Consider the following 21,740-nt stretch of genomic DNA (forward strand, 5'->3'; position numbering starts at 1 on the left):
TCCCCGCTCCCGGCCATCCCGCACCCACTCCATCCCGCAACCGACACCGACCCGCCTGGCGCGAAGCCACCCGCGCCCGATCCCTCTCGCCGCCTCCGACTCCCCGCCCACCCGCCGGCGCCGGCACGCCGCACGAACCGCCCCTGTCCCACCCGACCGGTTGAGGTTCTCCCATGCCTGCATCGCGAGTCCGGCCGACTCGTCCACGGCGCTCCGCGCCGCTGCGAAGACTCGGCGCCCTCCTGATCTCCCTGCTGATGATGACCGCCTTCACCGCGGTCCCCGCGAACGCCGAACCCGCTGACCCGGAGTTCAGCGCACTGCTGTTCACCAAGACCTCCGGCTACCGCCACGACTCCATCCCGGCCGGAGTCGCGCTCTTCGAGCAGCTGGCCGAGGAGCACAACTTCGAGGTCCAGCACACCGAGGACGCCGCCGTCTTCAACGACGAGGACCTGGCCGGCTACGACGTGGTGATCATGTTCCAGACCTCCGGCATGGTCTGGGACACCGAGGAGCAGCGCCAGGCCATCCAGACCTATGTCGAGAACGGCGGCGGCATCGCGGCCGTGCACAACGCCACCGACATGGGCATCGAGAACGAGTTCCCCTGGTGGGACGACCTGGTGAACGCGGGCGCCCACATGCCCAGCCACTCCCCGGGCGTGCTGCCCGGCACCGCGCTGGTGCCCGACAACGCGCACCCCTCCACCGCCGGCCTCCCCGAGGTCTGGGAGCGCAGCGAGGAGTGGTACAACTTCGACTTCAACATGCGCGGCGACGTGCACGTCCTGGTCACCGCGGACGAGACCACCTACAACCCGGGACCCGACGCGATGGGGCACGACCACCCCATCTCCTGGTGCCGGGAGGTCGGCGAGGCGCGGGTCTGGGCGACCTCGATGGGGCACCCCACCGCGGCCTACGCCGAGCCGCTGTTCGCCGAGCACCTGCTGGGCGGGGTGCGCAGCGCGGCCGGCGTGGTGCCGGCCGACTGCGGCGGCACCGTCTGGGACAACTACGAGAAGGTCACCCTCGACGACGACACCTACGACCCCGTCCAGCTGGACGTGGCCGACGACGGCCGGGTGTTCTACATCCAGCGCCAGGGGCAGCTGCGGGTCTTCGACCCCACGACCAACCTCAGCTCCGAGGTGGGCACCGTGGACGTCTACACCGGCGGTGAGGACGGCCTGGTCGGCCTCGCCCTGGACCCGCACTTCCTGCACAACGGCTGGGTCTACCTCTACTACGCCCCGGCCAGCGAGGACGACGCGAACCCGGAGAACTGGTTCAGCCGGGTGTCGCGCTTCACCGTCACCGACGGCGAGATGGACCCGGAGTCGGAGTCGGTGCTGATGGAGATCCCGGCGACGCGGGTCACCGCGGAGCCCGGCCACACCGGCGGCGGGCTGGCCTTCGGGCCCGAGGGCGACCTCTACATCGGCGTCGGCGACGACACCAACCCCTTCGCCTCCGACGGCTACTCGCCCATCGACGAGCGGGAGGGCCGCGAGCCCTGGGACGCGCAGCGCACCTCGGCCAACACCGCCGACCTGCGCGGCAAGCTGCTGCGGATCACCCCGACCGCCGACGGCGGCTACACCGTCCCCGAGGACAACCTGTTCAACGGCGGCGCCTACGACGAGCTGTTCCCGGGCGGCACCTACGATCCCGAGCTGGCACTGCCCGAGATCTACGCGATGGGCTTCCGCAACCCGTTCCGCTTCGACGTCGACCCGGAGACCGGCACCGTGCTGATGGCCGACTACGGGCCCGACGCGCGCACCACCAACCCCGACCGGGGTCCCGAGGGGCTGGTGGAGTGGGAGGCCATCCAGGAGCCGGGCAACTACGGCTGGCCCTACTGCCACGGCCCGAACATCCCCTACAACGATTTCGACTTCGCCACCGGCACCTCAGGCGAGCCCTTCGACTGCGCCAACCCGGTCAACGAGTCGCCCAACAACACCGGCCTCACCCAGCTGCCGCCCTCGGTGGCGCCCGGCTTCCACTACGGGTACGGGGAGTCGGAGGAGTGGCCCGAGCTGGGCACCGGCGGTGCGGCGCCGATGGCCGGCCCCGTCTACCGCTACGACCCCGAAGTGGAGTCCGGACGCCAGTTCCCCGAGTACTTCGACGGACAGGCGTTCCTCTACGAGTGGAGCCGGCACTACATCAAGGAGATCAGCCTCGACGACGAGTTCAACGTCCGCGACATCACCGGCTTCGTGCCCGAGATGCCGTTCAACTACCCGATGGACATGGAGTTCGGTCCTGACGGCGCGCTCTACCTGCTGGAGTGGGGCGCGGGCTTCGGCACCGGCGGCGAGTCCGGCCTCTACCGGATCGACTACACCGGCGGCGAGCAGTACCCGGTGGCGCGAGCCTCGGCCGAACCGGACAGCGGCGGCGTGCCGCTGGAGGTGCAGTTCTCCTCGGAGGGCACCGCTCACCCGGATCCCGGCGAGACGCTGACGCTCTCGTGGGCCTTCGGCGACGGCGCCACCTCCACCGAGGCGAACCCGGCGCACACCTACACCGAGGCCGGCAACTACACCGCGCACCTCACCGCGACCGACTCGGCCGGGCGGACCTCGACGGCCAATGTGCCGATCTCGGTCGGCAACACCGAGCCGGAGGTGGTCTTCGACCTGCCGCCGGACGGAGGCTTCTTCGCCTTCGGCGACACCGTGCCCACCGAGGTGACGGTGACCGACGCCGAGGACGGATCCACCGCCGACGGCACGATCGACTGCTCGGGCGTGACCATCGTCTCCGAACTCGGCCACGACGCCCACGGCCACGAGACCGGGCAGTACACCGGATGCTCGGCCGGGGTGGAGACGCTGGCCGACGACGGGCACGGCGCCGACGCCAACCTCTTCTACATCCTGTCCGCCGAGTACACCGACTCCGGCGGCGCCGACGGCGCCGTGGACCCGCTGACCGGCCAGGCCACCGTCCTGCTGCAGCCCAAGCTGAAGCAGGCGGAGTACTTCACCGACTCCGAGGGCATCGCCACCGCCGACACCAACGACCCCGCCGGCGGCGGCAGGCACATCAGCGGGATCACCGGCGGCGAGTGGGTCTCGTACTCGCCCGTCAACCTGACCGGTATCGACCAGGCGGTGTTCCGGGTCGCCTCCGGCGCGGGCGGCGGCCAGATCGAGCTGCGCGCGAACGGTGTGGACGGCGAGCTGCTCGGCACCGCCGAGGTGCCGTCCACCGGCGGCTGGGACGCCTGGCGCGACGTCAGCGTCGACCTGAGCGAGGCGACCCAGGAGACCATCGACCTCTACCTGGTGTTCCGCGGAGCGGAGGGGGACTCCTTCCACCTCAACTTCGTGGAGTTCGTCGGGCAGGGCGTCGCGGACGACACCCGTCCGCACGTCTCGCTGACCAGCCCCGAGCCGGGCGCCGTGTTCGAGTCGGGCGAGACCGTCGCGGTCGCGGCCGAGGCGAGCGACGCGCTGAACGGGATCACGTCGGTGGAGTTCTACGCCGGCGACACCCTGATCGGCGAGGACACCGAGGCGCCCTACGAGGTGGCCTGGGAGGCCCCCGACGGCCGGCACACGCTGGAGGCGCACGCCACCAGCGGGTCCGGCGCGGAGGCGCACTCGCGCGGGGTGGACATCCAGGTCGGCTCGAACGAGGTCAGGGCGCCCTGGACGACGTTCAGCAACACCGACGCGTCCTTCGAGCAGTACGGCGACAGCAACTGGGTGATCGACTCCGGCGGCGGCAACATGTGGCAGGGCGTCGACGAGTACGGGGCGATCTACCAGCCCGGCGCGGTCGGCGAGGAGTTCACCGCCACCGTCCGCGTCGACTCCCAGACCGTCTCCAACGCCCGGGCCAAGGGCGGCATCCTGGTCCGCAACGACGCCACCGCGCCCGGCGCCTCGGGCGGGTACGTCGCGATGACGCTGACCGCGTCGGAGGGTCCCGAGCTGCTGTGGGACGCCGACGGGAACGGGCAGCTGGACAACTCCATCTTCGCCGGGGTGAGCACCGAGCACCCCACCTGGCTGCGGCTGGAGCGGTCCGGTTCGGTCTACACCGGCTCCTACAGCACCGACGGCGAGACCTTCACCGAGGTCGGCCAGGTGACGGTGGAGTCGGCGGCGGCCGCCCAGGACATCGGCATGGCGGTGACCGCGCACAGCGCCACCGCCACCAGCCGGGTGGAGTTCGCCGACTTCACCCTGGAGCAGCCGGTCAGCTACGCGAGCGCCGCCGCCCAGGTGGCCGCCTTCGCCGAGGAGGGGCTGGTCACCCGGTCCCAGGAGCGGCGGATGCTCACCCAGCTGGAGACCGCCGAGCGGCTGTCCGGGGACGCCGCCACCGCCGACGCGGCCGGTGACGCCCTGGACCGCTTCGCCGAGGTCGCCGAGGAGGTGAGCGACCCCGACGCACGCGCCGCGCTGCTGGCCACGGCCGAAGCGCTGCGCGCACTCGGAAGCCCTGAGGAGCCGGCCGGCGGCGACTGATCCCGGCGGTTCCCCTCCCACCGGGGGGCGGTCGGCCCGCCGCCCCCCGGCCTCCCCGGGCCCCGGTGCCGGCCCCTCCCCGGCACCGGGGCCTGGCCGTGCGCGCCCGCGCGCCGGCGGCGGCGCGCGGCGCCGCCGCCGCAGGGCCCTTCCCACCAGCCCGAACCGGACGGATCCGGCACTTTGTCCAGTGATAGTGAAAAGACTGCAGCTTGGTGGCAGAATTCGGGCATGGTGACGTCACTCGCGGGCCGGGCCGAGAGCCGCACCCAGGCGAAGATCCTCGGCCTCCTCCGCGACGAGGGCCCGCTGTCGCGTGCCGAGCTGGCCGACCGGCTGGTGGTCTCGCGCACCACCGTGGCGGCCGAGACGGCCAGGCTCGCCGAACTGGGCCTGGTCAGCGACGCGGGCCCGGCCGCCTCGCGCGGCGGGCGCCGCTCCACCCTGGTCGACCTCGGCTCCGGGCTGCGCTTCGCCGGCATCGACATCGGCGCCACCTCCGTGAACGTCGCCATCACCGACGGCCGGCTCACCGTGCTGTCGCGGGCGTCGGAGGAGATCGACGTCAAGGTCGGCCCCGAGCGGGTGCTGGCCCTCGCCCTGGAGCTGACCCGCAAGCTGGCCGCCCGCCAGGAGGTCGCCAAGCTGGCCGGCGCCGGCATCGGGGTGCCCGGGCCGGTCGACTTCAACGGCGGCCTGCCGGTCTCGCCGCCGATCATGCCCGGCTGGGACGGCTACCCGGTGCGCGACACCATGGCCCGCGAACTGGGCTGCCCCGTGCTGCTCGACAACGACGTGAACCTGATGGCCATGGGCGAGCAGCACGCCGGGGTGGCCAAGACCGCCCCCGGCTTCCTCTTCGTCAAGATCGGCACCGGCATCGGCTGCGGCATCGTCATCGACGGCCAGCTCTACCGGGGCGTCGACGGCTGCGCCGGCGACATCGGCCACATGCGGGTCGAGGACTTCGGCCCCATCTGCGCCTGCGGCAACACCGGCTGCCTCGAAGCCTTCTTCAGCGGCTCCGCCCTGGCCCGCGACGCCATGTCGGCCGCCCGGGGCGGCCGCTCGCCGGTCCTGGAGGAGCGGCTGCGCGAGCAGGGCACCCTCACCGCCGAGGACGTCGGCATCGCCGCCGCCCACGGCGACCCCCAGGCCATCCAGATGGTCCGCGACGGCGGCCGCCGCATCGGCCAGGTCCTGGCCGGCCTGGTCTCCTTCTTCAACCCCGGCCTGATCGTCATCGGCGGCCGCGTCGCCATGCTCGGCCACCTGCTGCTCGCCGAGATCCGCGGCGGCGTCTACCGCCGCTCCCTGCCCCTGGCCACCAGCAACCTCCCCGTGGTGCTCAGCGAACTCGGCGAGGAGGCCGGCGTCATCGGCGCGGCCCGGCTGATCAGCGACGTGCTGTACGCGGTGCGGTGAGGCCGCTCCGCCCACCGCCATTTTGGTAGATTGAATCTACGTAGATCCGATCTACCTGAGGGGTGCACTGTCGCCACCGAGTTCGTCGGACGCTCAGCCGAGCTGAACGCGCTGCGCAAGCGCCTGGACCGGATCGCCGCCTCGGGAGCCGGTACCGCCGTCACCATCCGCGGTCGCCGCCAGGTGGGCAAGTCGCGGCTGGTCCAGGAGTTCTGCGACCGGAGCCGGGTTCCCTACCTGTACTTCACCGCCACCAAGGGCGCCTCGCCGGTGGAGTCCGTCGCCGCCTTCCTGGCCGAACTGCGGGAATCCGGGCTCGCCGACCGGGAACGGGTGCCCGACTCCGCGGCCGGCAGTTGGCCGGACGCCTTCCGGGTCCTGGCGGCCGCGCTGCCCGAATCACCCGCCGTCGTGGTGCTGGACGAGCTGCCCTGGCTGGCCGAGCAGGACGACATCTTCGACGGCGCCCTCCAGACGGCCTGGGACCGGCTGCTGTCGCGGCGCCCGGTACTGCTGCTGCTCCTCGGCAGCGACATCCACATGATGGAGCGGCTGACCGCCTACGACCGGCCGTTCTTCGGCCGCGCCGACACCATGGTGCTCGGCCCGCTCAACCCGGCCGAGACGGCGCGGGCGACCGGGCTGGCGGCCGCCGACGCGATCGACGCCCATCTCGTCACGGGCGGCCTGCCGGGGATGCTGCGCGGCTGGCCGCAGGGCACGCCCGCGCTCGCCTACCTGGAGTCCGAGTGCGCCGATCCGGCCTCACCGCTGTTCAGCGTGCCCGAGTCCGTGCTGGCGGCGGAGTTCCCCGCTCCCGACCACGCGCGTCGGGTGCTGGAGGCCGTGGGGGAGGGCGACCGCACCCACGCCGCCATCGCGGCGACCGCGGGCAGCCGGCAGGGGGCGCTGCCCTCGGGGACGCTCTCACCGCTGCTGCGCCGCCTGGTGGCCGACAAGCGGGTGCTGGCCGTGGAGGAGCCCTTGTCCACCGCCGCGGGCAAGCCGGCCCTGTACCGGGTGGCCGACAGCGGGCTGCGGCTGTACCTGGCCGCCACCCGGCGTGCGCAGGAGCAGGCGCGGCGCGGGCGGCCGGACGCGGCCTTCAAGCTGGTCGAGCGGCGCTGGTCGAGTTGGCGCGGCCGCGCGGTGGAGCCGCTGGTCCGCGAGTCCCTGGAGTTGGCGGCGCTGTCGGGGGCGCTGCCGTGGGACGGCGTCGAAGCGGTCGGCGGCTGGTGGAACCGGCACTTCGACCCTGAGATCGATGTGGTGGCGGCCGACCGGGCGCCGGTGGCCCGCAGGGTCCTGGCCACCGGCTCGATCACATGGCTGCGCAAGCCCTTCGACCGGCACGACCTGGCCGAGCTGGTGAAGGTGTCGGCCCAGGTGCCGGGGGCGGTGCCGGGCAAGACCGGCCTGGCGGTCGTCTCGCTGTCCGGAACGGACCTGCGGGACGGCGCGGACGCGGTGGACCTCGTCTGGGGGCCGGACGAGGTGGTCGGCGCCTGGTAGCTGTTAGCGTTAACGTACTTATATTAAGTACGTTAACGCTAAGAGGTCGCTTGCTCTCGAAACCTGATGACGTCTTCGACCGAGACGATGAATGGGCGGACCTGGCCGACTTCACCGCCTCCGACCTTCCCGGGCTGCGGATCGCGATCGTGTACGGACGGCGGCGCCAGGGGAAGTCGTACCTGCTGCGACGCCTCGCCGAAGCGGCCGGCGGCCTCTACCACCTCGCGACGGAGCAGACGGAATCCATAGCGCTACGCCGGTTCGCCGACTCGTTCGCCACCTGGCTGGGGCAGCCGACGGGCGCCTTGGCCTTCAACGACTGGGAGCACGCGCTCACCTACGCCACCCGGGTGATGGCGGACAGGCGGCATGAGGGCGTCGGCGCCCCCATGCTGGTACTCGACGAGTTCCCCTACCTCGCTCACACGACCCCGGGCCTCCCCTCGATCGTGCAGGCGCTCTATGACGAGATCGGCCCGGGAGGGACGGGCGGGCGGACCCCGCTGCGCCTCGTGCTGTGCGGCTCGGCGATCTCGGTGATGGCGGATCTGCTGTCCGGGACCAAGGCGCTGCGCGGGCGCGGCGCGCTCGAGATGCGGGTGACGCCGTTCGGTTTCCGGGACGCCCGCTCCTACTGGGGGATCACCGACCCGAACACGGCCTTCACCCACAACGCGCTCATCGGCGGGACGCCCGGCTACCGCGAACTGGTCCCCGTACCGCGGATCCCTGAGGACCCGGAGGGCATCGGCCGATGGATGGTCCGCAACGTCCTCCGGCCGACCGTCCCGCTCTTCGACGAGGCCAACCGCGTGATCCATGAAGATCCGCGGATACGGGACACCGCCGTCTACAGTTCACTGCTGGCCGCGGTCGCCGCGGGCGAGAGCGCCCCGGCGAAGATCGGCGGACTGCTCGGCCGGCCGACCAGCTCGCTGAGCTACCAGCTCCGGATGCTGGAGTCGGCGGGCTTCATCGAGCGTCGGCACGACCTTCTGCTCGACCGGCGACCTGCGATCGCGGTGGCCGATCCGGTGATGCGGCTGCACCACCTCGTCATCGAGCCGTATCTGGCCGAGTTGGAGGCCGGACGGGCGGCGGACGTCTGGCATGACGCTCAGCACACGGTCAAGTCCAAGATTCTCGGTCCTCATCTGGAGGCGATCGCCGCCGAGTGGACGGTGCGCTACGGGCGTCGCGAGGCCGGCTTGGAAACGGGCGGGGCCGGTCCGGCGACACTGCCCTGCAAGGAGCACCGGACCAGCCATGAGATCGACGTCTTGGGGCTGGTTCGCGGCGCCCGGCCGCGAACCGCGGGCGCCGGTGTGGCGTTCGTCGCCGAGGCCAAGGCGCGTGACCGGCCGCCGGGAATCGAGCAGCTGCGTCGGCTCGAGCACATCCGCGAGCTGCTCAATCGTTCGGGTCACGACGCCGCCGACGCCCCGCTCGGGCTGTTCAGCGCGAACGGGTTCACCGACGAGGTCCGGGCCGAAGCGCTCCACCGCCAGGACGTGCTGCTCATAGGCATGGAGCACCTGTACGGGGACGCTCCGGTCGAGCGGGCCTGACGGCCGAACGAACCTGGTGAACGCCGGCGGCCGGGTGGGGCGGCTCGCGCCGTCCCACCCGGCCGGGGTGTTACTCGGTGCGGGGGTCCGCTACAGGGCGGCGGGGCCGGCCTGGGCGGCGGCGGCCTCGGCGTCGGTGCGGCGGGTCTCCGCGTCGGCCAGGGCGGCGGCGTCGCGGTCGGCGGTGGCGCGCAGGGCGCGGACGCCGGTCATCGAGCCGCGCAGGGGGGTGGTGTCGCCGATGATCTCGCCGCGGACGCGGTTGTCGGAGCCGACGGCGGCCACCGGGTCGTTGCCCGTGGCGGTGAGGTTGTTGCGGATGATGTTCTGGTCGATGGTCACGCCGCCGGTGTTGCCGGTGACGGTGACGCTGCGGTTCCAGTAGCTGGTGGCGTCGCACTCGGCCAGCGGGGTGGCGGCGCCGATCTGCAGGGCGCCGGTGTTGGCGGAGAAGGTGCCGTTGCCGTACACCTCGCTGCCGCACACGACGCTGCCGTACTCGTTGCCGTTGCGCACGGTGAGGTTGCCCTCGACCACCACGTCGAAGACGTCGGCGTAGACGGTGCCGTCGGCGATGAGGTTGCCGCCGACGGTGGAGGACTCGGCGAAGAGGTCGCCGGTGCGGGCGTCGAGGTTGCCGCCCACGGCGGAGCCGTCGGAGATCAGGAAGCCCTCGACCGCGGCGCCGTCGACGGTCACCGAGCGCACGTTGCCGGCGAACTCGCTGGACTCCAGGTAGGCGCCGAAGCCGGCGCGCAGGGTGACCGCGCCGCCGACGGCGGTCTCGACCGCGTCGAAGTAGCCGTCCTGCTGCACGGTGACCGCGCCCTCGATGGTGCCGCCGGTGATGAGGAGGTCGGCCCCGGCCTGGACGCGGACGTCACCCTGGATGGTGGTTCCGGTGAGGTCGCAGGAGCGGCCGGCCGGGACGAAGAGGTCACCCGGCACCGTCACGGCCCCCGCCGTACCGATGCACCGGGTGTCGAGGTCCGCACTGGCCGGCGCCGCGAAGGCGAAGCCGCTGGCCGCGAGCATCGCGGCGGTCACGATCGTGGTGCGTCTGCGCATCGAGCATCTTTCCTTTGTTGGTGAGAAAGGACGGACGGCCGGATGGCAGTCCGAGGGGGGCCGGACGGGTCGGCGGGGAGGCCCGTACGGCAGGCGAGAACAGTGATGCGGCCATTGTGGTGGATGCTTCGGCCGGTGCGCCATAGCGCTTCGGTGAAGGCTTGCCAACGCCCGCGAGGCCGCGAGGACGCGGGCGTGGCAAGCCCGTCACCATGGGTTACTGCTCGGACAGACCGTCGATGACCTGGTCGGCGGCCCAGTACAGGTCCTCGGCCATGGCCGAGTCGGCGATCCCGCCGCCGCGGATGCCCTCCTGGAACCGCCGCAGCGAGCGCTCGGCCAGGGCGGTCTCGCCCCGGTCCAGGTGCCGCTGCGCGGTGGACAGGTGGGTGCTGAGCGGGTTGGCGGTGGCGCGGTCGACGTGGCCGGCCGCGACGTGCTCGCCGAACTCCGCGGTCAGGTCGGCCAGGGCGTCGGCGGCCGAGGCGGCCGGCACCACCCCGTTGCCGCGGAAGGTGAACGCGTCCAGGTCGACGCCGCCGGTGGAGGTGGCGTAGAGCGTGCCGGTCTCCGTCGGCGGGTCGGTGAACTCGGCCGACACGCTCTCGTAGCCGGTGCTCGCGCCGACCTCGACGGTGCCGACCACCGGCCCGTCCGGCGCGTTCCAGCGCAGTTCGACGGTGCCGCCGGCCGCCGAGGAGGCGGCCAGGGTGACCCCGTCGATCCCGGTGAGGTTCACGTCGTCGTAGGCGATCCAGTCACCGGGGTCCAGCGAGGTGACGGCCCGGAAGCCGCTGGCGTCGTCGTCGTTGACGACCTCCACCCCGCTGGTCGGCGCGGCGTGCTCGGCCTCCCGGTACTTGGGCAGCAGCCGCAGGCTCACCTCGGTGGTGGCCGGCGGGACGTCGCCCGCGCCGCTGTCGGTGTAGCGGACCACGATCGCGGCGTAGACGTTCTCCGTCGGGCCGTGGTCGGAGTCGGTGCTGGTCGGGAAGACGCCCGTGCAGCCGCTGCCCGTGGGGCCGGGGTGGGCGTGGTCGTTGTTGTGGCCCAGGCCGAGCTGCCAGGTGACCCGTGCGCAGTCGATCGCGTCGCCGTCCTCGGGGTCGGTGACGGTCACCTCGTAGGGCACCTCCTGGCCCCACTCGAAGAATCCGCCGGCCGGCGGTGTCTCGATGGTGACGGTCGGCGCGGTGTTGCCCGGCGTGATCGCCCGGGAGGCCAGCCCGATCCGCCCCTCGGGGTCCCTCACCCGCAGGATCGCGTTGAACAGGCCCTCCTCGGTGTAGGTGTGGCTGGCCGTGGGGCCGGTGGCGTCGAAGGTGCCGTCGCCGTCGAAGTCCCACTCGTAGGTCAGCTCGGCGCCCTCGGGGTCGGTCGACCCGCTCGCGTCGAAGGCGACCTCCAGCGGGACGGGCCCGCCGGTGGGCGTGGCGGTCAGCGACGGGCGGGGCGACTGGTTGCCCTCGACGTAGTCAATCCGGTACAGCCCGGCCTCGGGGTTCTCCCGGAAGAAGCCGTTGCCGTACTCCAGCACGTACAGCGAGCCGTCGGGGCCGAACTCGATGTCCATCGGGTTCTCCCACGGCGGCAGGCCCTGGGACAGCTGCTCGGCGCGCGGGAAGACGTCCTCGATCGCGGTCACCTCGGCATTGGGCCCGGCCTGGGTGAAGGCCGCGACGTAGTCCTGGGAGAACTCGCTGAAGAAGACCTTGCCGTCCCAGTACGCGGGGAACCGGTACGGGTTGTCGCTCTCGGTGTCGTAGTGGTAGACGGGGCCGCCCATCGGGCCCTGGCCGGTGCCGGCGCCGAAGGCGGTCAGCTCGGGCCACGGCTGGTGGGTGTCCTGGTCGCCGTAGTACAGCTGCGGCGCGGTGGCCGGCGGGACCACGTCCAGGCCGGTGTTGTGCCGCGAGTTGTTCTCGGCCCCGGCCTCGCAGTCGAAGAACTCGCCCGGGGTGCCGGTCGCGAAGTCCCACTCGTTGTAGTTGGCATTGGGGCCGTGGCAGTAGGGCCAGCCCGCGTTGAGCGGCCGGTCGGTGCTGGTGCTCTGCCACTCGACGTAGCCCATCGGGCCGCGCTGGTCGTTGGCGACCCCGCTGTCGGGGCCGTAGTCGCCCCAGTACACGCCGCCGGTCTGCGGGTCGACGTCCATCCGGAACGGGTTGCGCACGCCCATCACGAAGATCTCGGGGCGGGCCTGCTCCGGGTCGTACTCGCCGGCCGGGAAGAGGTTGCCCTCGGGGATGGTGTAGCTGCCGTCCTCCTGCACGGTGATGCGCAGGATCTTGCCGCGCAGGTCGGCGGTGCTGCCGGCGCCGCGGCGGGCGTCGAAGCCCGGGTTCATGTTCGGCGCGTCGTTGTTGGGCGCGAAGCCGTTGGCGCCCGGGGTGCTGGCCGGGGTGTTGTCGCCGGTCGCCAGGTAGAGGTTGCCCTCGGCGTCCCAGCCGACGTCGCCGCCGACGTGGCAGCACTGGCCGCGCTGCACCTCGACCTGGATGATCTCCTGCTCGGTGGACAGGTCGAGGGAGTCGGTCTCCTCGTCCCACTGGAAGCGGGACAGCTGGTTGTAGCCGAGCCACCGGTCCCAGTACGACTCGTCCTCACCGGCCGGCAGGGTCTGCGGCGCGCTGCCCTGCGGGGTGTCCAGCGGCGGCGCGTAGTAGATGTACACCCAGCCGTTCTCGGCGAAGTCGGGGTCCAGCGCGATGGTCTGGAGCCCGTCCTCGGAGTTGGCATAGACCGGGATGCGGTTGATGACCCGGGTGATGCCGGTGGACGGGTCCGTCAGCCGCACGTCGCCGTTGCGCGCGGTGTGCAGCACCCTGAGGTCGGGCATGACGGCCAGGTCGATGGGCTCGCCGACGCTCTCGCTCAGCAGCACCCGCTCGTAGTTCTCCCAGTGCAGCGCCTCGTCGTGCGCGCTCGCCGGGGCGGCCGTGGCGGACAGGCCGGCCAGCGGTATCAGCAGGGTCACGGCCAGGGCGGTCAGGCGCCTGGCCCACCCCGCCCGGCGCGGCCTGGCAGTGGGTTTCACCGGTGGTCTCCTTCTGTCGGCATACGGGACGAGTCCGTTCCGGCTGCGGGCCGGGCGGCGGCCGCGGCGGCCGCCGCGGGCACGGTGGACCGGCCGCGCGGCGGCGCGCCGGGCGCGCCGCCTGGGAGGAACGGGTGAGGCGGAGGGAGCGGGAGGGTCAGCCGCGCAGCCGGACCATCGCGTCGTAGCTGCGCTCGGCGTTGCCGAGCGAGTTGACGGGGTGCGGCGGCACGGCGGTGGAGCCGGCGTTGTCCTGCTCCCAGATGGGGTGGAAGCCGCGGGCCCGGATGGTGCTGAAGAACTCCTGGTAGGGGAGGTCGCCGGCGCCGAACTCGATGATGTCGTAGCCGTTGGGGTTGCTCGGGTTGGTGTCGCCGTCCTTGACGTGGAACAGCGGGTAGCGGCGCGGGTGGGCCGTCACGTAGTCGATCGGCTCGAAGCCGGGGTACAGGTGCCGGCCGACGAAGGCCCAGTAGATGTCCATCTCCAGGAAGACGGCTCTGGGGTCGGTGTTCTCCAGGAACACGTCGTAGAGGCGCACCTGCGGCTGGTCCTGCGCGAAGGCGAACTCGCCGGCGTGGTTGTGCTGGTAGAGCTTGAGGCCGCGCGCCGCGGCCACCTCGCCCCAGGCGTTGAACTCCTCGGCCGCCGCCCGGTAGCCGTCCACGGTGTTGACGTCGGTGGGGGCCTGGGGGGTGCCGATGTGGCGCATCCCGAGGATCTCGGCGTTGTCCAGCTCGGCGTCCAGATTGTTGCGCAGGCCGTTGATCGTCACGTGGCTGCCGACCGCGCGCAGGCCGTTGTCGTCGAGGAGCCGCCTGATCTCCGGGACGGTGATCGGACCGACGCCGCCCTGGGTGTATCCGGCGAACTCCACCTCGGCGTAGCCCATCTGGGCCAGCTCCTCGAAGACGGCGCGGAAGCCGAGGGAGTTCACCTTGTCGCGGATGCTGTAGAGCTGGATGCCGATCTTGCCCGGGGGCAGCAGCCGGCCGCCCGCGTGGGCGGGTCCGGCCGCGGCCGCGGTGAGTGCTGCTCCTGCGCTGACGGCGACCGTGCTCGCGGTGACGGTCTTGAGGAAGGCGCGGCGGTCGAACTCAAGGCTCTTGGAGCTCGGGGTGCGTGCGCTGCGGGCCATGGCTACTCCTGGGCGACGGGTGGGAACAGGGCGGACGGGCGAGCGGGAGGACGCGCCGGAGCGGGCGGGCGCCGTGCGGGACGGGACGCGTGCGGGTCCTGGCCCGCGCGGGCGGGCCGGACGGTGGAGGCGGCGAGAGCGACGGATCGGCGAGAGTGGCGAGAGCTGCGGATCGGCGAGAACGTCGGTGTCGGGAGACGGCCTATACCACGGGCTGAGACTCCGATGTGACGGAGTCGTTGAGTGCAAGCAGGAGATTACCCACACAGCCCCGGATAGGGAATGTCTTTCGCGGGACGGATTCAATCTTTGTTCACAGGCTTGCCAAAGTTGACCGGTCATTCCAGGGGCGGGTTCTGAGCGCGCCGAGTCGGTCGCGGACGGTGACGAGTCGGCCCGCCGTCCGGGCGCACGGCTGGGCCGCGCAGGTCAGCACAGGTCAGGATGGATGTACCCGCACGTCCTGGCATAGCGGGCGAAGGGCGCGGACACCGTCACCGCCGCGCAACCGGGATGAGATTCGGTGGAAACCTTGACCGCGGCTCGGGCCCTCTCTAGTTTGTTGAGCCAACCGACAAAGTGTTGTGACCCGCGCCATAACCACGGTGCGTGTCCGCACACCCGGTCCGGTCTGGGGGAGGTGCCGCGTGGGATACGATGCGCAGCCCGGCCGGCGTCTCTCAGCGGCCGACCAGCTCGGGGTCCGCCGGCACAACCTCTCCATGGTGCTCCGCCGGCTGCGCGACGAGGGCCCCCGCTCGCGGGCCGGCATCGCCGCCGAGACCGGGCTGAACAAGGCGACCGTCTCCAGCCTGGTCGCCGAACTCACCGATCGCGCCCTCGTCCGCGACGGCACCGCCGAGCGCAGCTCGATGGGCCGCCCCGGCCAGCCGGTGGAGCTGGACGGCCGGCACGTCTGCGGGATCGGCATCGCCGTCGACGCCGACGCGCTGACCGCCCTGGTGCTGAACTTCCGCGGCGACGAGGTCTCCCGCAGCCGGGTGCCGCTGCCGGCCCGCTCGCTCGGCCCCGACGGCGTGCTCGACCGGCTGGCCGAACTGGTGGCCGAGTGCCACGACCGGGTGGCCGCAGGACCCGGCGTGCCGGCCGGGCTCACCATCGCCGTCCCCGGCCTGGTCGAGTCGCACACCGGCGTGGTCGCCGTCGCCCCCAACCTCGGCTGGCGCTCCGTCCCGCTCGCCGACGAGCTGTCCGGCCGGCTCGGCCAGCCCACCTACCCGCTGCGCGTCGGCAACGCCGCCAACCTCGCCGCCCTCGCCGAGTACTCCGTCGCCGACCCGGCCGACCGCGACGAACTGCTGCTGCTCACCGGCGACACCGGCATCGGCGGCGGCGCCGTCACCGGCGGCCGGCTGCTGCGCGGGGCCCGCGGCTTCAGCGGCGAGGTCGGCCACCTCCCGCTCGACCCGGCCGGGCTCCCGTGCGCCTGCGGGGCGCGCGGCTGCTGGCAGACGGTGGTCGGCATGAAGGCGCTGCTCACCGCCGCCGCCGACCCCGACGACCCCGTCTGCGACCCCGCGCTGGGCCGCGACGAGCGGGTGGCGGAGCTGGTCCGCCGCGCCGAGGCGGGCGACGCGCGCACGATCGGCGCGATCGAGCGCGTCGGCGCCTGGCTGGGCACCGGAGCCGCGATCCTGGTCAGCATGCTCAATCCGCACGTCCTCGTGCTCGGCGGCTACTTCAGCGCGGTGGGCCGCTGGCTCACCGGCCCCCTCACCCGCGAACTGCACGCCCGGGTGCTCGCGCCCGGCGCGGGCGGCTGCCGGGTGCAGCTGTCCACGCTCGGCTCCGGCGCCGCCGTGCTCGGCGGCGCCCGCACCGCGCTCGACGCCGTCTTCGACGATCCCACCCTGGTCCCCAAGACCGCTCCCGAGCCCTCGCCCGACGGCCGCGCCGTACTCGCCCCCGGAGGTCCGTCATGAGCACCGCACAGCGACCCGTCCGCCCCCGGCGCACCGCCGTCCGGACCGCCGCCCCCGCCGCCCGCCGCCGCAGGGTCGCCCTGGCCGCCGTGGCCGGCGCGATCGTGCTGGCCGGGCTGATCGCGGCGCTGGTCGGGCTGGACGGCGCCGCGCAGACCGCGGGACCCGACCCCGAGCGCGTCGCCGAACTGGAGGCGGCCGAGGCCGAGCGCGACCGCGCCCAGGTCGGCGCGCTGGGCGAACTGGCCGCCGGCACCCGCGAGGACCTGCTGCCGGTCCTCGAGGGCCTGGGCCGGGTGCTGCCCGCCCCCGGCGGCGACGGCGCCGCCCCCGCGGGCGAGCCGGCCGGCGCCGACGAGGTGGCGGGCTGGCAGGAGGCGGTCGACGCCGCCGCCGAGCCCTTCGCCACCCCGCCGTCCGGCTCCACCGCCCACAACGTCGCCTGGGGCGGCCTGCGCTCGGGCGTGGAGCTGCTGGCCTCATCCGTCAGCGCCTACGACGAGGCGCTGGCCGCCGAGGGCGAGCGGCGCGAGCGGCTGGTCCTGCTCGCCGCCGACCTGCGCGACCAGGCGCTGCGCGCCTGGTCGGTGGGGGCCACCCAGCTCGACCAGGCCAGCATCGACACCGGCCACGGCCACGTCCACATCTACCTGCCCGCGGACCCCGAGTCCGGCGCCATGTCCGCCGACTCCGCCCCCGAGGGCAGCGGTGCCCTCGACGGCGGCGACGGCGGCGAGCCGCAGAGCATGCCCGCCGCCCCCGGCGGCGGTGCGACCACCAACCCCGAGGGAGAGCGCCAATGACCCCCACCACCGGCGTCTGGTTCGTGGGCGCGCGCGGATCGGTCGCGACCACCGCCACGGTGGGCGCGCTCGCGCTGCGCGACGGGATAGCGGGCCCGGGCGGCGGCACCGGCTGCGTCGCCGAGCTGCCCGAGGTGGCCGCCGCGCGGCTGCCCGACGTCGGCGAGCTGCTGATCGGCGGCCACGACGTCAGCGGCACCTCGCTGCCCAAGCGGGCCGAGATGCTGGCGCAGGGCGGCGTGCTCCCGGCCAGGCTCCCCGAGGTGCTGGCCGGCGAGCTGGCCGAGGTGGACGCCCGGCTGCGCCCCGGCGCCGGCCCCGCCACCGACGCCACCCAGCGCGAGGCGGCCGACCGGATCGAGGCCGACCTGCGCGCCTTCCAGGCCGAGCACCGCCTGCGGCGGGTGATCGTCGTCGACGTCTCCAGCACCGAGCCGCCGCTGGCCGAGGACCCCCGGCTCGACTCCCTGGCCGCCCTGGAGCGGGCGCTGGACGCGGGCGAGGCGCCGCTGCCGCCCAGCTCCCTGTACGCCTACGCCGCCTTCCGGGCCGGCTGCCCGGTGGTCGCCTTCACCCCCAGCCCCGGCCCGCGGGTTCCCGCGGTGGCGGAGCTGGCGCGCGAACGCGGGCTGCCGTGGGCCGGCTCCGACGGCAAGACCGGTGAGACCCTGCTCAAGTCCATGCTGGCCCCGCTGTTCACCATGCGCGCGCTGCGGGTGCGCTCGTGGTCGTCCACCAACCTGCTCGGCGGCGGCGACGGCCAGACCCTCGCCGACCCGGCCAGCGCCGCCAGCAAGACCGTCTCGAAGGCGCGCGGCCTGGAGTCCATGCTGGGCCACCCCGTCGACGGCCCGCTGCACATCGACTACGTGCCCGACCTGGGCGACTGGAAGACCGCCTGGGACCACGTCTCCTTCGAGGGCTTCCTGGGCGTGCGGATGTCGCTCCAGTTCACCTGGGCCGGCTGCGACTCCGCGCTCGCCGCCCCGCTCGTGCTCGACCTGGTCCGGCTGACCGCCCGCGCCCAGGAGGCGGGGGAGACCGGCCCGCTCGCCGCCCTCGGCTTCTTCTTCAAGGACCCCGCGGGCAGCGACGAGCACCGGCTGCCCGCCCAGTGGGACGCGCTCACCGCGTGGTGCGCGCGGCTCGGCGCCGAGGGCGCCGCGTGAGCGCGCCCGCCCGCCCGGGGCCGCCCTCCCCGCGCGACCTGGCCGAACTGGTGCGGCTGCCCGCCGTGCTGACCGTGCCCGGCGACACCCTCGCCGGCGCGGCCGCGGCCGGCTGGTCCGGCGGGCGGCGCGCCTGGCTGCTGCCGGTCGCCTCCACCTTCCTGTACTGGGCGGGCATGGCCCTCAACGACTACGCCGACCGCGAGCTGGACGCCAAGGAGCGCCCCGAGCGCCCCATCCCGTCCGGGCGGGTCAGCCCCGGCACCGCGCTCGGCCTCGCCGCCGGGCTCACCGGCGCCGGGGTGGCGGCGGCCGGGCTCGGCGCGGGCCGGGCCGGGCTGCGGGTGGCCGTGCCGCTGGCGGCCACCGTCTGGGCCTACGACCTCGTCGCCAAGAACACCCCGCTGGGCCCGGCCGCGATGGCCGCCACCCGGGGGCTCGACGTCCTGCTCGGCGCCGCGCACCGGCCGCGCGCCGCGGCGCTGCCCGCGCTGGCCGTCGCCGTGCACACCGCGGGGGTCACCACCCTCAGCCGCGGCGAGGTGCACGGCGGCTCGCCCGCCACCGGCCGCGCCGCCCTGGCCGGCACCATCGCCAGCGCACTGCTGGCCGCGATACCAGCACGGCGGCCCGACCGCACCCGGGCCGCCGTGCTGCCCTCCCTGGCGGCGGGCGCCCTCGCCGGCTACTACGCCGCGACGGTGGGCGGCGCCCAGGCGGCCGCCGCCGCCACACCCGACGCCGCCACGGTGCGCGCCGCCACCGGCACCGGCGTGCGCGGGCTGATCCCGCTGCAGGCGGCGCTGCTGGCCCGCTCCGGCGCCGTCGGCCCCGCCTGCGCGCTGGTGGCCGCCGCCCCGGTGGCGCGCGCCGCCTCCAAGGCGGTGTCGCCGACATGACCCTGCGCTTCGGCTACGGCACCAACGGCTTCGGCGACCACAGCCTGGACGACGCCCTCGCCGTCATCGCTGGCCTGGGCTACGACGGCGTCGCCCTCACCCTGGACCACTCCCGGCTGGACCCCTTCGCGCCCGGCCTGGCCGCCCGCACCGCCGCCGTGGCCAAGCGGCTCGGCGAGCTGGGCCTGGCCGTGGTGGTCGAGACCGGCGCCCGCTACCTGCTCGACCCCTGGCGCAAGCACGAGCCGACCCTGGTGTCGGAGTCGGGCCGGGAGCGCCGGGTGGACTTCCTGGTCCGGGCGGTGCGCGTCGCCGCCGACCTCGGCGCCGAGGCCGTCTCCTTCTGGTCGGGCGTGCTGCCCGGCGGCACCCCCGCCGAGGAGGGCTGGCGCCGGCTGGTCGAGGGGGTGGCGCCCGTGCTGGCCGAGGCCGAGCGCGCCGGAGTGGTCTGCGCCTTCGAGCCCGAGCCCGGCATGTTCGCGGCCACCCTGGACGACGTGCTCGAACTGCGCCGCCGCCTGGGCGGGCCCGAGTGGCTGCGGATCACCCTCGACATCGGCCACATCGTCTGCAACGAGCCCAGGAGCGGCCCCGACACGGTGCGGCTGGCCGGCCCGCTGCTGGCCAATGTGCAGGTCGACGACATGCGGCCCGGTGTGCACGAGCACCTGGAGCTGGGCACCGGCGAGGTCGACCTGGTCGGCACCCTGGCCGCGCTCACCGAGGCCGGGTACCGGGGCCTGGCCGCCGTCGAGCTGCCCCGGCACGGCCACGCCGCCCCCGCCGTGGCGGCCCGCTCGCTGGACGCGCTGCGCGCCGCGGCCGCCCGCGCCGAGGCGCGCCGCCCGGCCGGCGCCGCCCCGGCCGGACGGGAGGCGGCGCCGTGACCCGCCCCGGCTGGATCGACGAGCGCATCGCCGAACTCGCCCCCGACCTCGCCCTGGACGCCCGCGAGCGGCTGGCCGGGCAGGCCGCCGAGATCGCCGCCGAGCCCTCCCGGGTGGCGGTCCGCTTCCCGGCCGCCGCCCGCACGGTGGCGCGGGGGCCCGCCGACCCCGCCGACCCCGGCGGCCTGGCCGGGCCCACCCTGGACGACCAGGCCCGCGCCGTGCTGCTCGCCGCGCTCCGGCACGGCCTGGCCGCACGCGGCCCGCACACCGGCGCGGCCGACGCCGACCCGCTGGTGGGCGGCGGGCCGCTGCCGCCGCTGGCCGCCGAGGTGGCCGCGCTGTACCGCTTCGGCGACGCCGACGAGAAGCGCGCCGTGCTGCGGGCGCTGCCCGTGCTCGACGCCGGATCGGCCGCCGAGGCGGCGGACACGGCGGACACCGTCGACCCGGCCGACGCCATCGGGCCGGCCGCGCTGCCCCTGGTGGCCGACGCGCTGCGCACCAACGACGTGCGGCTGGTCGCGGCCGCGCTCGGCCCCTACGCCGCCCGCCATCTGGACGCCGACGCCTGGCGGCAGGGCGTGCTCAAGTGCCTGTTCGTCGGCGTACCGCTGGACGCGGTGGCCGGCCTGGACCGCAGGGCCGACGCCGAGCTGGCCCGCATGCTGGCCGGCTACGCCGTCGAGCGCGCGGCGGCCGGCCGCGACGTGCCCGCCGACGTCTGGCGGGTGCTGGACCGCCACCCCGCCGCCGTCGACGCCTCCGGCCTGGTCGAACTGCTGCGGGCGCCGCACCCCGACCAGCGCGCGGCGGCCGAGCAGGCCCTCGCGTCCTCGCACCGCCCCGCCAGCGTTTCCCGCAAGGAGGACCTGGACTGATGCGCATCTTCGACCCCCACATCCATATGACCTCGCGCACCACCGACGACTACGAGGCGATGTACGCGGCCGGGGTGCGCGCCCTGGTCGAGCCCGCCTTCTGGCTCGGCCAGCCGCGCACCGGCACGGGCTCCTTCTGCGACTACTTCGACGGCCTCGTCGGCTGGGAGCGCTTCCGCGCCGCCCAGTTCGGCATCAGCCACCACTGCACCATCGCGCTCAACCCCAAGGAGGCCAACGACCCCCGCTGCACGGGCGTGCTGGACGTGCTGCCGCGCTACCTGGCCAAGGACGGCGTGGTGGCCGTCGGTGAGGTCGGCTTCGACTCGATGACCTCCGACGAGGAGAAGGCCTTCCGGCACCAGCTCGCCCTGGCCGCCGAGCACGAGCTGCCGGTGCTGGTGCACACCCCGCACCGCGACAAGGCCGAGGGCACCCGCAGGACCCTGGAGCTGGTCGCCGCCTCCGGTGTGCCCGAGCACCGGGTGGTGGTCGACCACCTCAACGAGACCACCGTGGAGATGGTCGACGGCTCCGGCTGCTGGCTCGGCTTCTCGATCTACCCCGACACCAAGATGGACGAGCACCGCATGGTGCGGATCCTGGCCGAGCGCGGCCTGGACCGGGTGCTGGTGAACTCCGCCGCCGACTGGGGGCGCAGCGACCCGCTGAAGACCGCCAAGACCGGCGCGGCCATGCTCGCCCACGGCTTCACCGAGGACGACGTCGACCAGGTGCTGTGGCGCAACCCGATCGCCTTCTACGGCCAGAGCGGGCGGCTGCTGCTGGACGGCGTCGACACGGGCGCCGCCGCTCCAGGCGCGCCCGCCCCGCTCGACCCGGCGGCGACCTTCGCCGGCAACTCGGTGCTGCGCGGCGCCCGCCCCGACTCCGCCGCGCGGGAGGGCTGA

General features: G+C 74.1%; 14 protein-coding genes. 11 read left to right on the top strand and 3 right to left on the bottom strand.

Going from position 1 to position 21,740, the window contains the following annotated elements; all coding sequences use genetic code 11:
* Positions 1 to 173: 173 nt before the first annotated feature.
* The 4 genes from CLV72_RS01515 (at position 174) to CLV72_RS01530 (ending at position 9,004) form a co-directional block, all read left to right on the top strand.
* Positions 174 to 4,496: a ThuA domain-containing protein gene (locus CLV72_RS01515; RefSeq protein ID WP_170140839.1), complete on the top strand. Its 4,323-nt coding sequence runs from the start codon at positions 174 to 176 to the stop codon at positions 4,494 to 4,496.
* A 231-nt stretch (positions 4,497 to 4,727) separates the two neighbouring features.
* A complete protein-coding gene (locus CLV72_RS01520; RefSeq protein ID WP_106237908.1) occupies positions 4,728 to 5,921 on the top strand; it encodes an ROK family transcriptional regulator in 1,194 nt (397 codons plus the stop codon).
* Between the two features lie 30 nt (positions 5,922 to 5,951).
* A complete protein-coding gene (locus CLV72_RS01525; protein ID WP_106237911.1) occupies positions 5,952 to 7,433 on the top strand; it encodes an ATP-binding protein in 1,482 nt (493 codons plus the stop codon).
* Between the two features lie 50 nt (positions 7,434 to 7,483).
* On the top strand, positions 7,484 to 9,004 hold the full coding sequence (locus CLV72_RS01530; RefSeq protein ID WP_106237915.1) for an AAA family ATPase: 1,521 nt from the start codon (positions 7,484 to 7,486) through the stop codon (positions 9,002 to 9,004).
* Positions 9,005 to 9,094: 90 nt separating this feature from the next.
* Here CLV72_RS01530 and CLV72_RS01535 read toward each other — a convergent pair whose 3' ends face one another.
* From CLV72_RS01535 to CLV72_RS01545, 3 genes are all read right to left on the bottom strand, one after another.
* The gene (locus CLV72_RS01535; protein ID WP_106237919.1) at positions 9,095 to 10,072 is read right to left on the bottom strand and encodes a hypothetical protein; all 978 of its coding nucleotides are present in this window, start codon (positions 10,070 to 10,072) and stop codon (positions 9,095 to 9,097) included.
* Positions 10,073 to 10,289: 217 nt separating this feature from the next.
* Positions 10,290 to 13,109 (bottom strand): PQQ-dependent sugar dehydrogenase, encoded by a 2,820-nt coding sequence (locus tag CLV72_RS01540; protein WP_211302654.1) that lies wholly within the window; start codon positions 13,107 to 13,109, stop codon positions 10,290 to 10,292.
* Between the two features lie 157 nt (positions 13,110 to 13,266).
* Positions 13,267 to 14,247, bottom strand: a complete 981-nt coding sequence (locus CLV72_RS01545) for a sugar phosphate isomerase/epimerase family protein (protein WP_106237922.1) — start codon at positions 14,245 to 14,247, stop codon at positions 13,267 to 13,269.
* A gap of 647 nt (positions 14,248 to 14,894) precedes the next feature.
* Between CLV72_RS01545 and CLV72_RS01550 the strand changes: the two genes are divergently transcribed.
* Genes CLV72_RS01550 through CLV72_RS01580 form a run of 7 tightly spaced genes read left to right on the top strand, consistent with a single transcriptional unit; the run spans position 14,895 to position 21,740 of the window.
* Positions 14,895 to 16,190 carry an ROK family transcriptional regulator gene (locus tag CLV72_RS01550; protein WP_211302655.1) on the top strand — a complete coding sequence of 432 codons (1,296 nt, stop codon included), beginning with the start codon at positions 14,895 to 14,897 and terminating at the stop codon, positions 16,188 to 16,190.
* A complete protein-coding gene (locus CLV72_RS01555; RefSeq protein ID WP_211302656.1) occupies positions 16,187 to 16,993 on the top strand; it encodes a hypothetical protein in 807 nt (268 codons plus the stop codon). Before CLV72_RS01550 ends, CLV72_RS01555 begins: the two co-directional genes overlap by 4 nt.
* On the top strand, positions 16,990 to 18,162 hold the full coding sequence (locus CLV72_RS01560; protein WP_106237926.1) for an inositol-3-phosphate synthase: 1,173 nt from the start codon (positions 16,990 to 16,992) through the stop codon (positions 18,160 to 18,162). Before CLV72_RS01555 ends, CLV72_RS01560 begins: the two co-directional genes overlap by 4 nt.
* Complete coding sequence (locus CLV72_RS01565; protein ID WP_106237930.1) at positions 18,159 to 19,061, top strand: SCO3242 family prenyltransferase; 903 nt, start codon at positions 18,159 to 18,161, stop codon at positions 19,059 to 19,061. The genes CLV72_RS01560 and CLV72_RS01565 overlap by 4 nt, the downstream gene beginning before the upstream one ends.
* On the top strand, positions 19,058 to 19,948 hold the full coding sequence (locus CLV72_RS01570) for a sugar phosphate isomerase/epimerase family protein (protein WP_106237934.1): 891 nt from the start codon (positions 19,058 to 19,060) through the stop codon (positions 19,946 to 19,948). The genes CLV72_RS01565 and CLV72_RS01570 overlap by 4 nt, the downstream gene beginning before the upstream one ends.
* Positions 19,945 to 20,829: an EboA domain-containing protein gene (locus CLV72_RS01575; protein ID WP_245929805.1), complete on the top strand. Its 885-nt coding sequence runs from the start codon at positions 19,945 to 19,947 to the stop codon at positions 20,827 to 20,829. The genes CLV72_RS01570 and CLV72_RS01575 overlap by 4 nt, the downstream gene beginning before the upstream one ends.
* A complete protein-coding gene (locus CLV72_RS01580) occupies positions 20,829 to 21,740 on the top strand; it encodes a TatD family hydrolase (RefSeq protein ID WP_106237937.1) in 912 nt (303 codons plus the stop codon). Before CLV72_RS01575 ends, CLV72_RS01580 begins: the two co-directional genes overlap by 1 nt.

The sequence above is a fragment of the Allonocardiopsis opalescens genome (assembly GCF_003002095.1).
Taxonomy (GTDB): Bacteria; Actinomycetota; Actinomycetes; order Streptosporangiales; family Streptosporangiaceae; genus Allonocardiopsis; species Allonocardiopsis opalescens.

Coding starts and splice junctions, on each gene's coding strand:
- CLV72_RS01580 (WP_106237937.1), top strand. CDS start 20,829: ATGCGCATCTTCGACCCCCACATCCATATGACCTCGCGCACCACCGAC.
- CLV72_RS01570 (WP_106237934.1), top strand. CDS start 19,058: ATGACCCTGCGCTTCGGCTACGGCACCAACGGCTTCGGCGACCACAGC.
- CLV72_RS01560 (WP_106237926.1), top strand. CDS start 16,990: ATGACCCCCACCACCGGCGTCTGGTTCGTGGGCGCGCGCGGATCGGTC.
- CLV72_RS01545 (WP_106237922.1), bottom strand. CDS start 14,247: ATGGCCCGCAGCGCACGCACCCCGAGCTCCAAGAGCCTTGAGTTCGAC.
- CLV72_RS01555 (WP_211302656.1), top strand. CDS start 16,187: ATGAGCACCGCACAGCGACCCGTCCGCCCCCGGCGCACCGCCGTCCGG.
- CLV72_RS01520 (WP_106237908.1), top strand. CDS start 4,728: ATGGTGACGTCACTCGCGGGCCGGGCCGAGAGCCGCACCCAGGCGAAG.
- CLV72_RS01535 (WP_106237919.1), bottom strand. CDS start 10,072: ATGCGCAGACGCACCACGATCGTGACCGCCGCGATGCTCGCGGCCAGC.
- CLV72_RS01515 (WP_170140839.1), top strand. CDS start 174: ATGCCTGCATCGCGAGTCCGGCCGACTCGTCCACGGCGCTCCGCGCCG.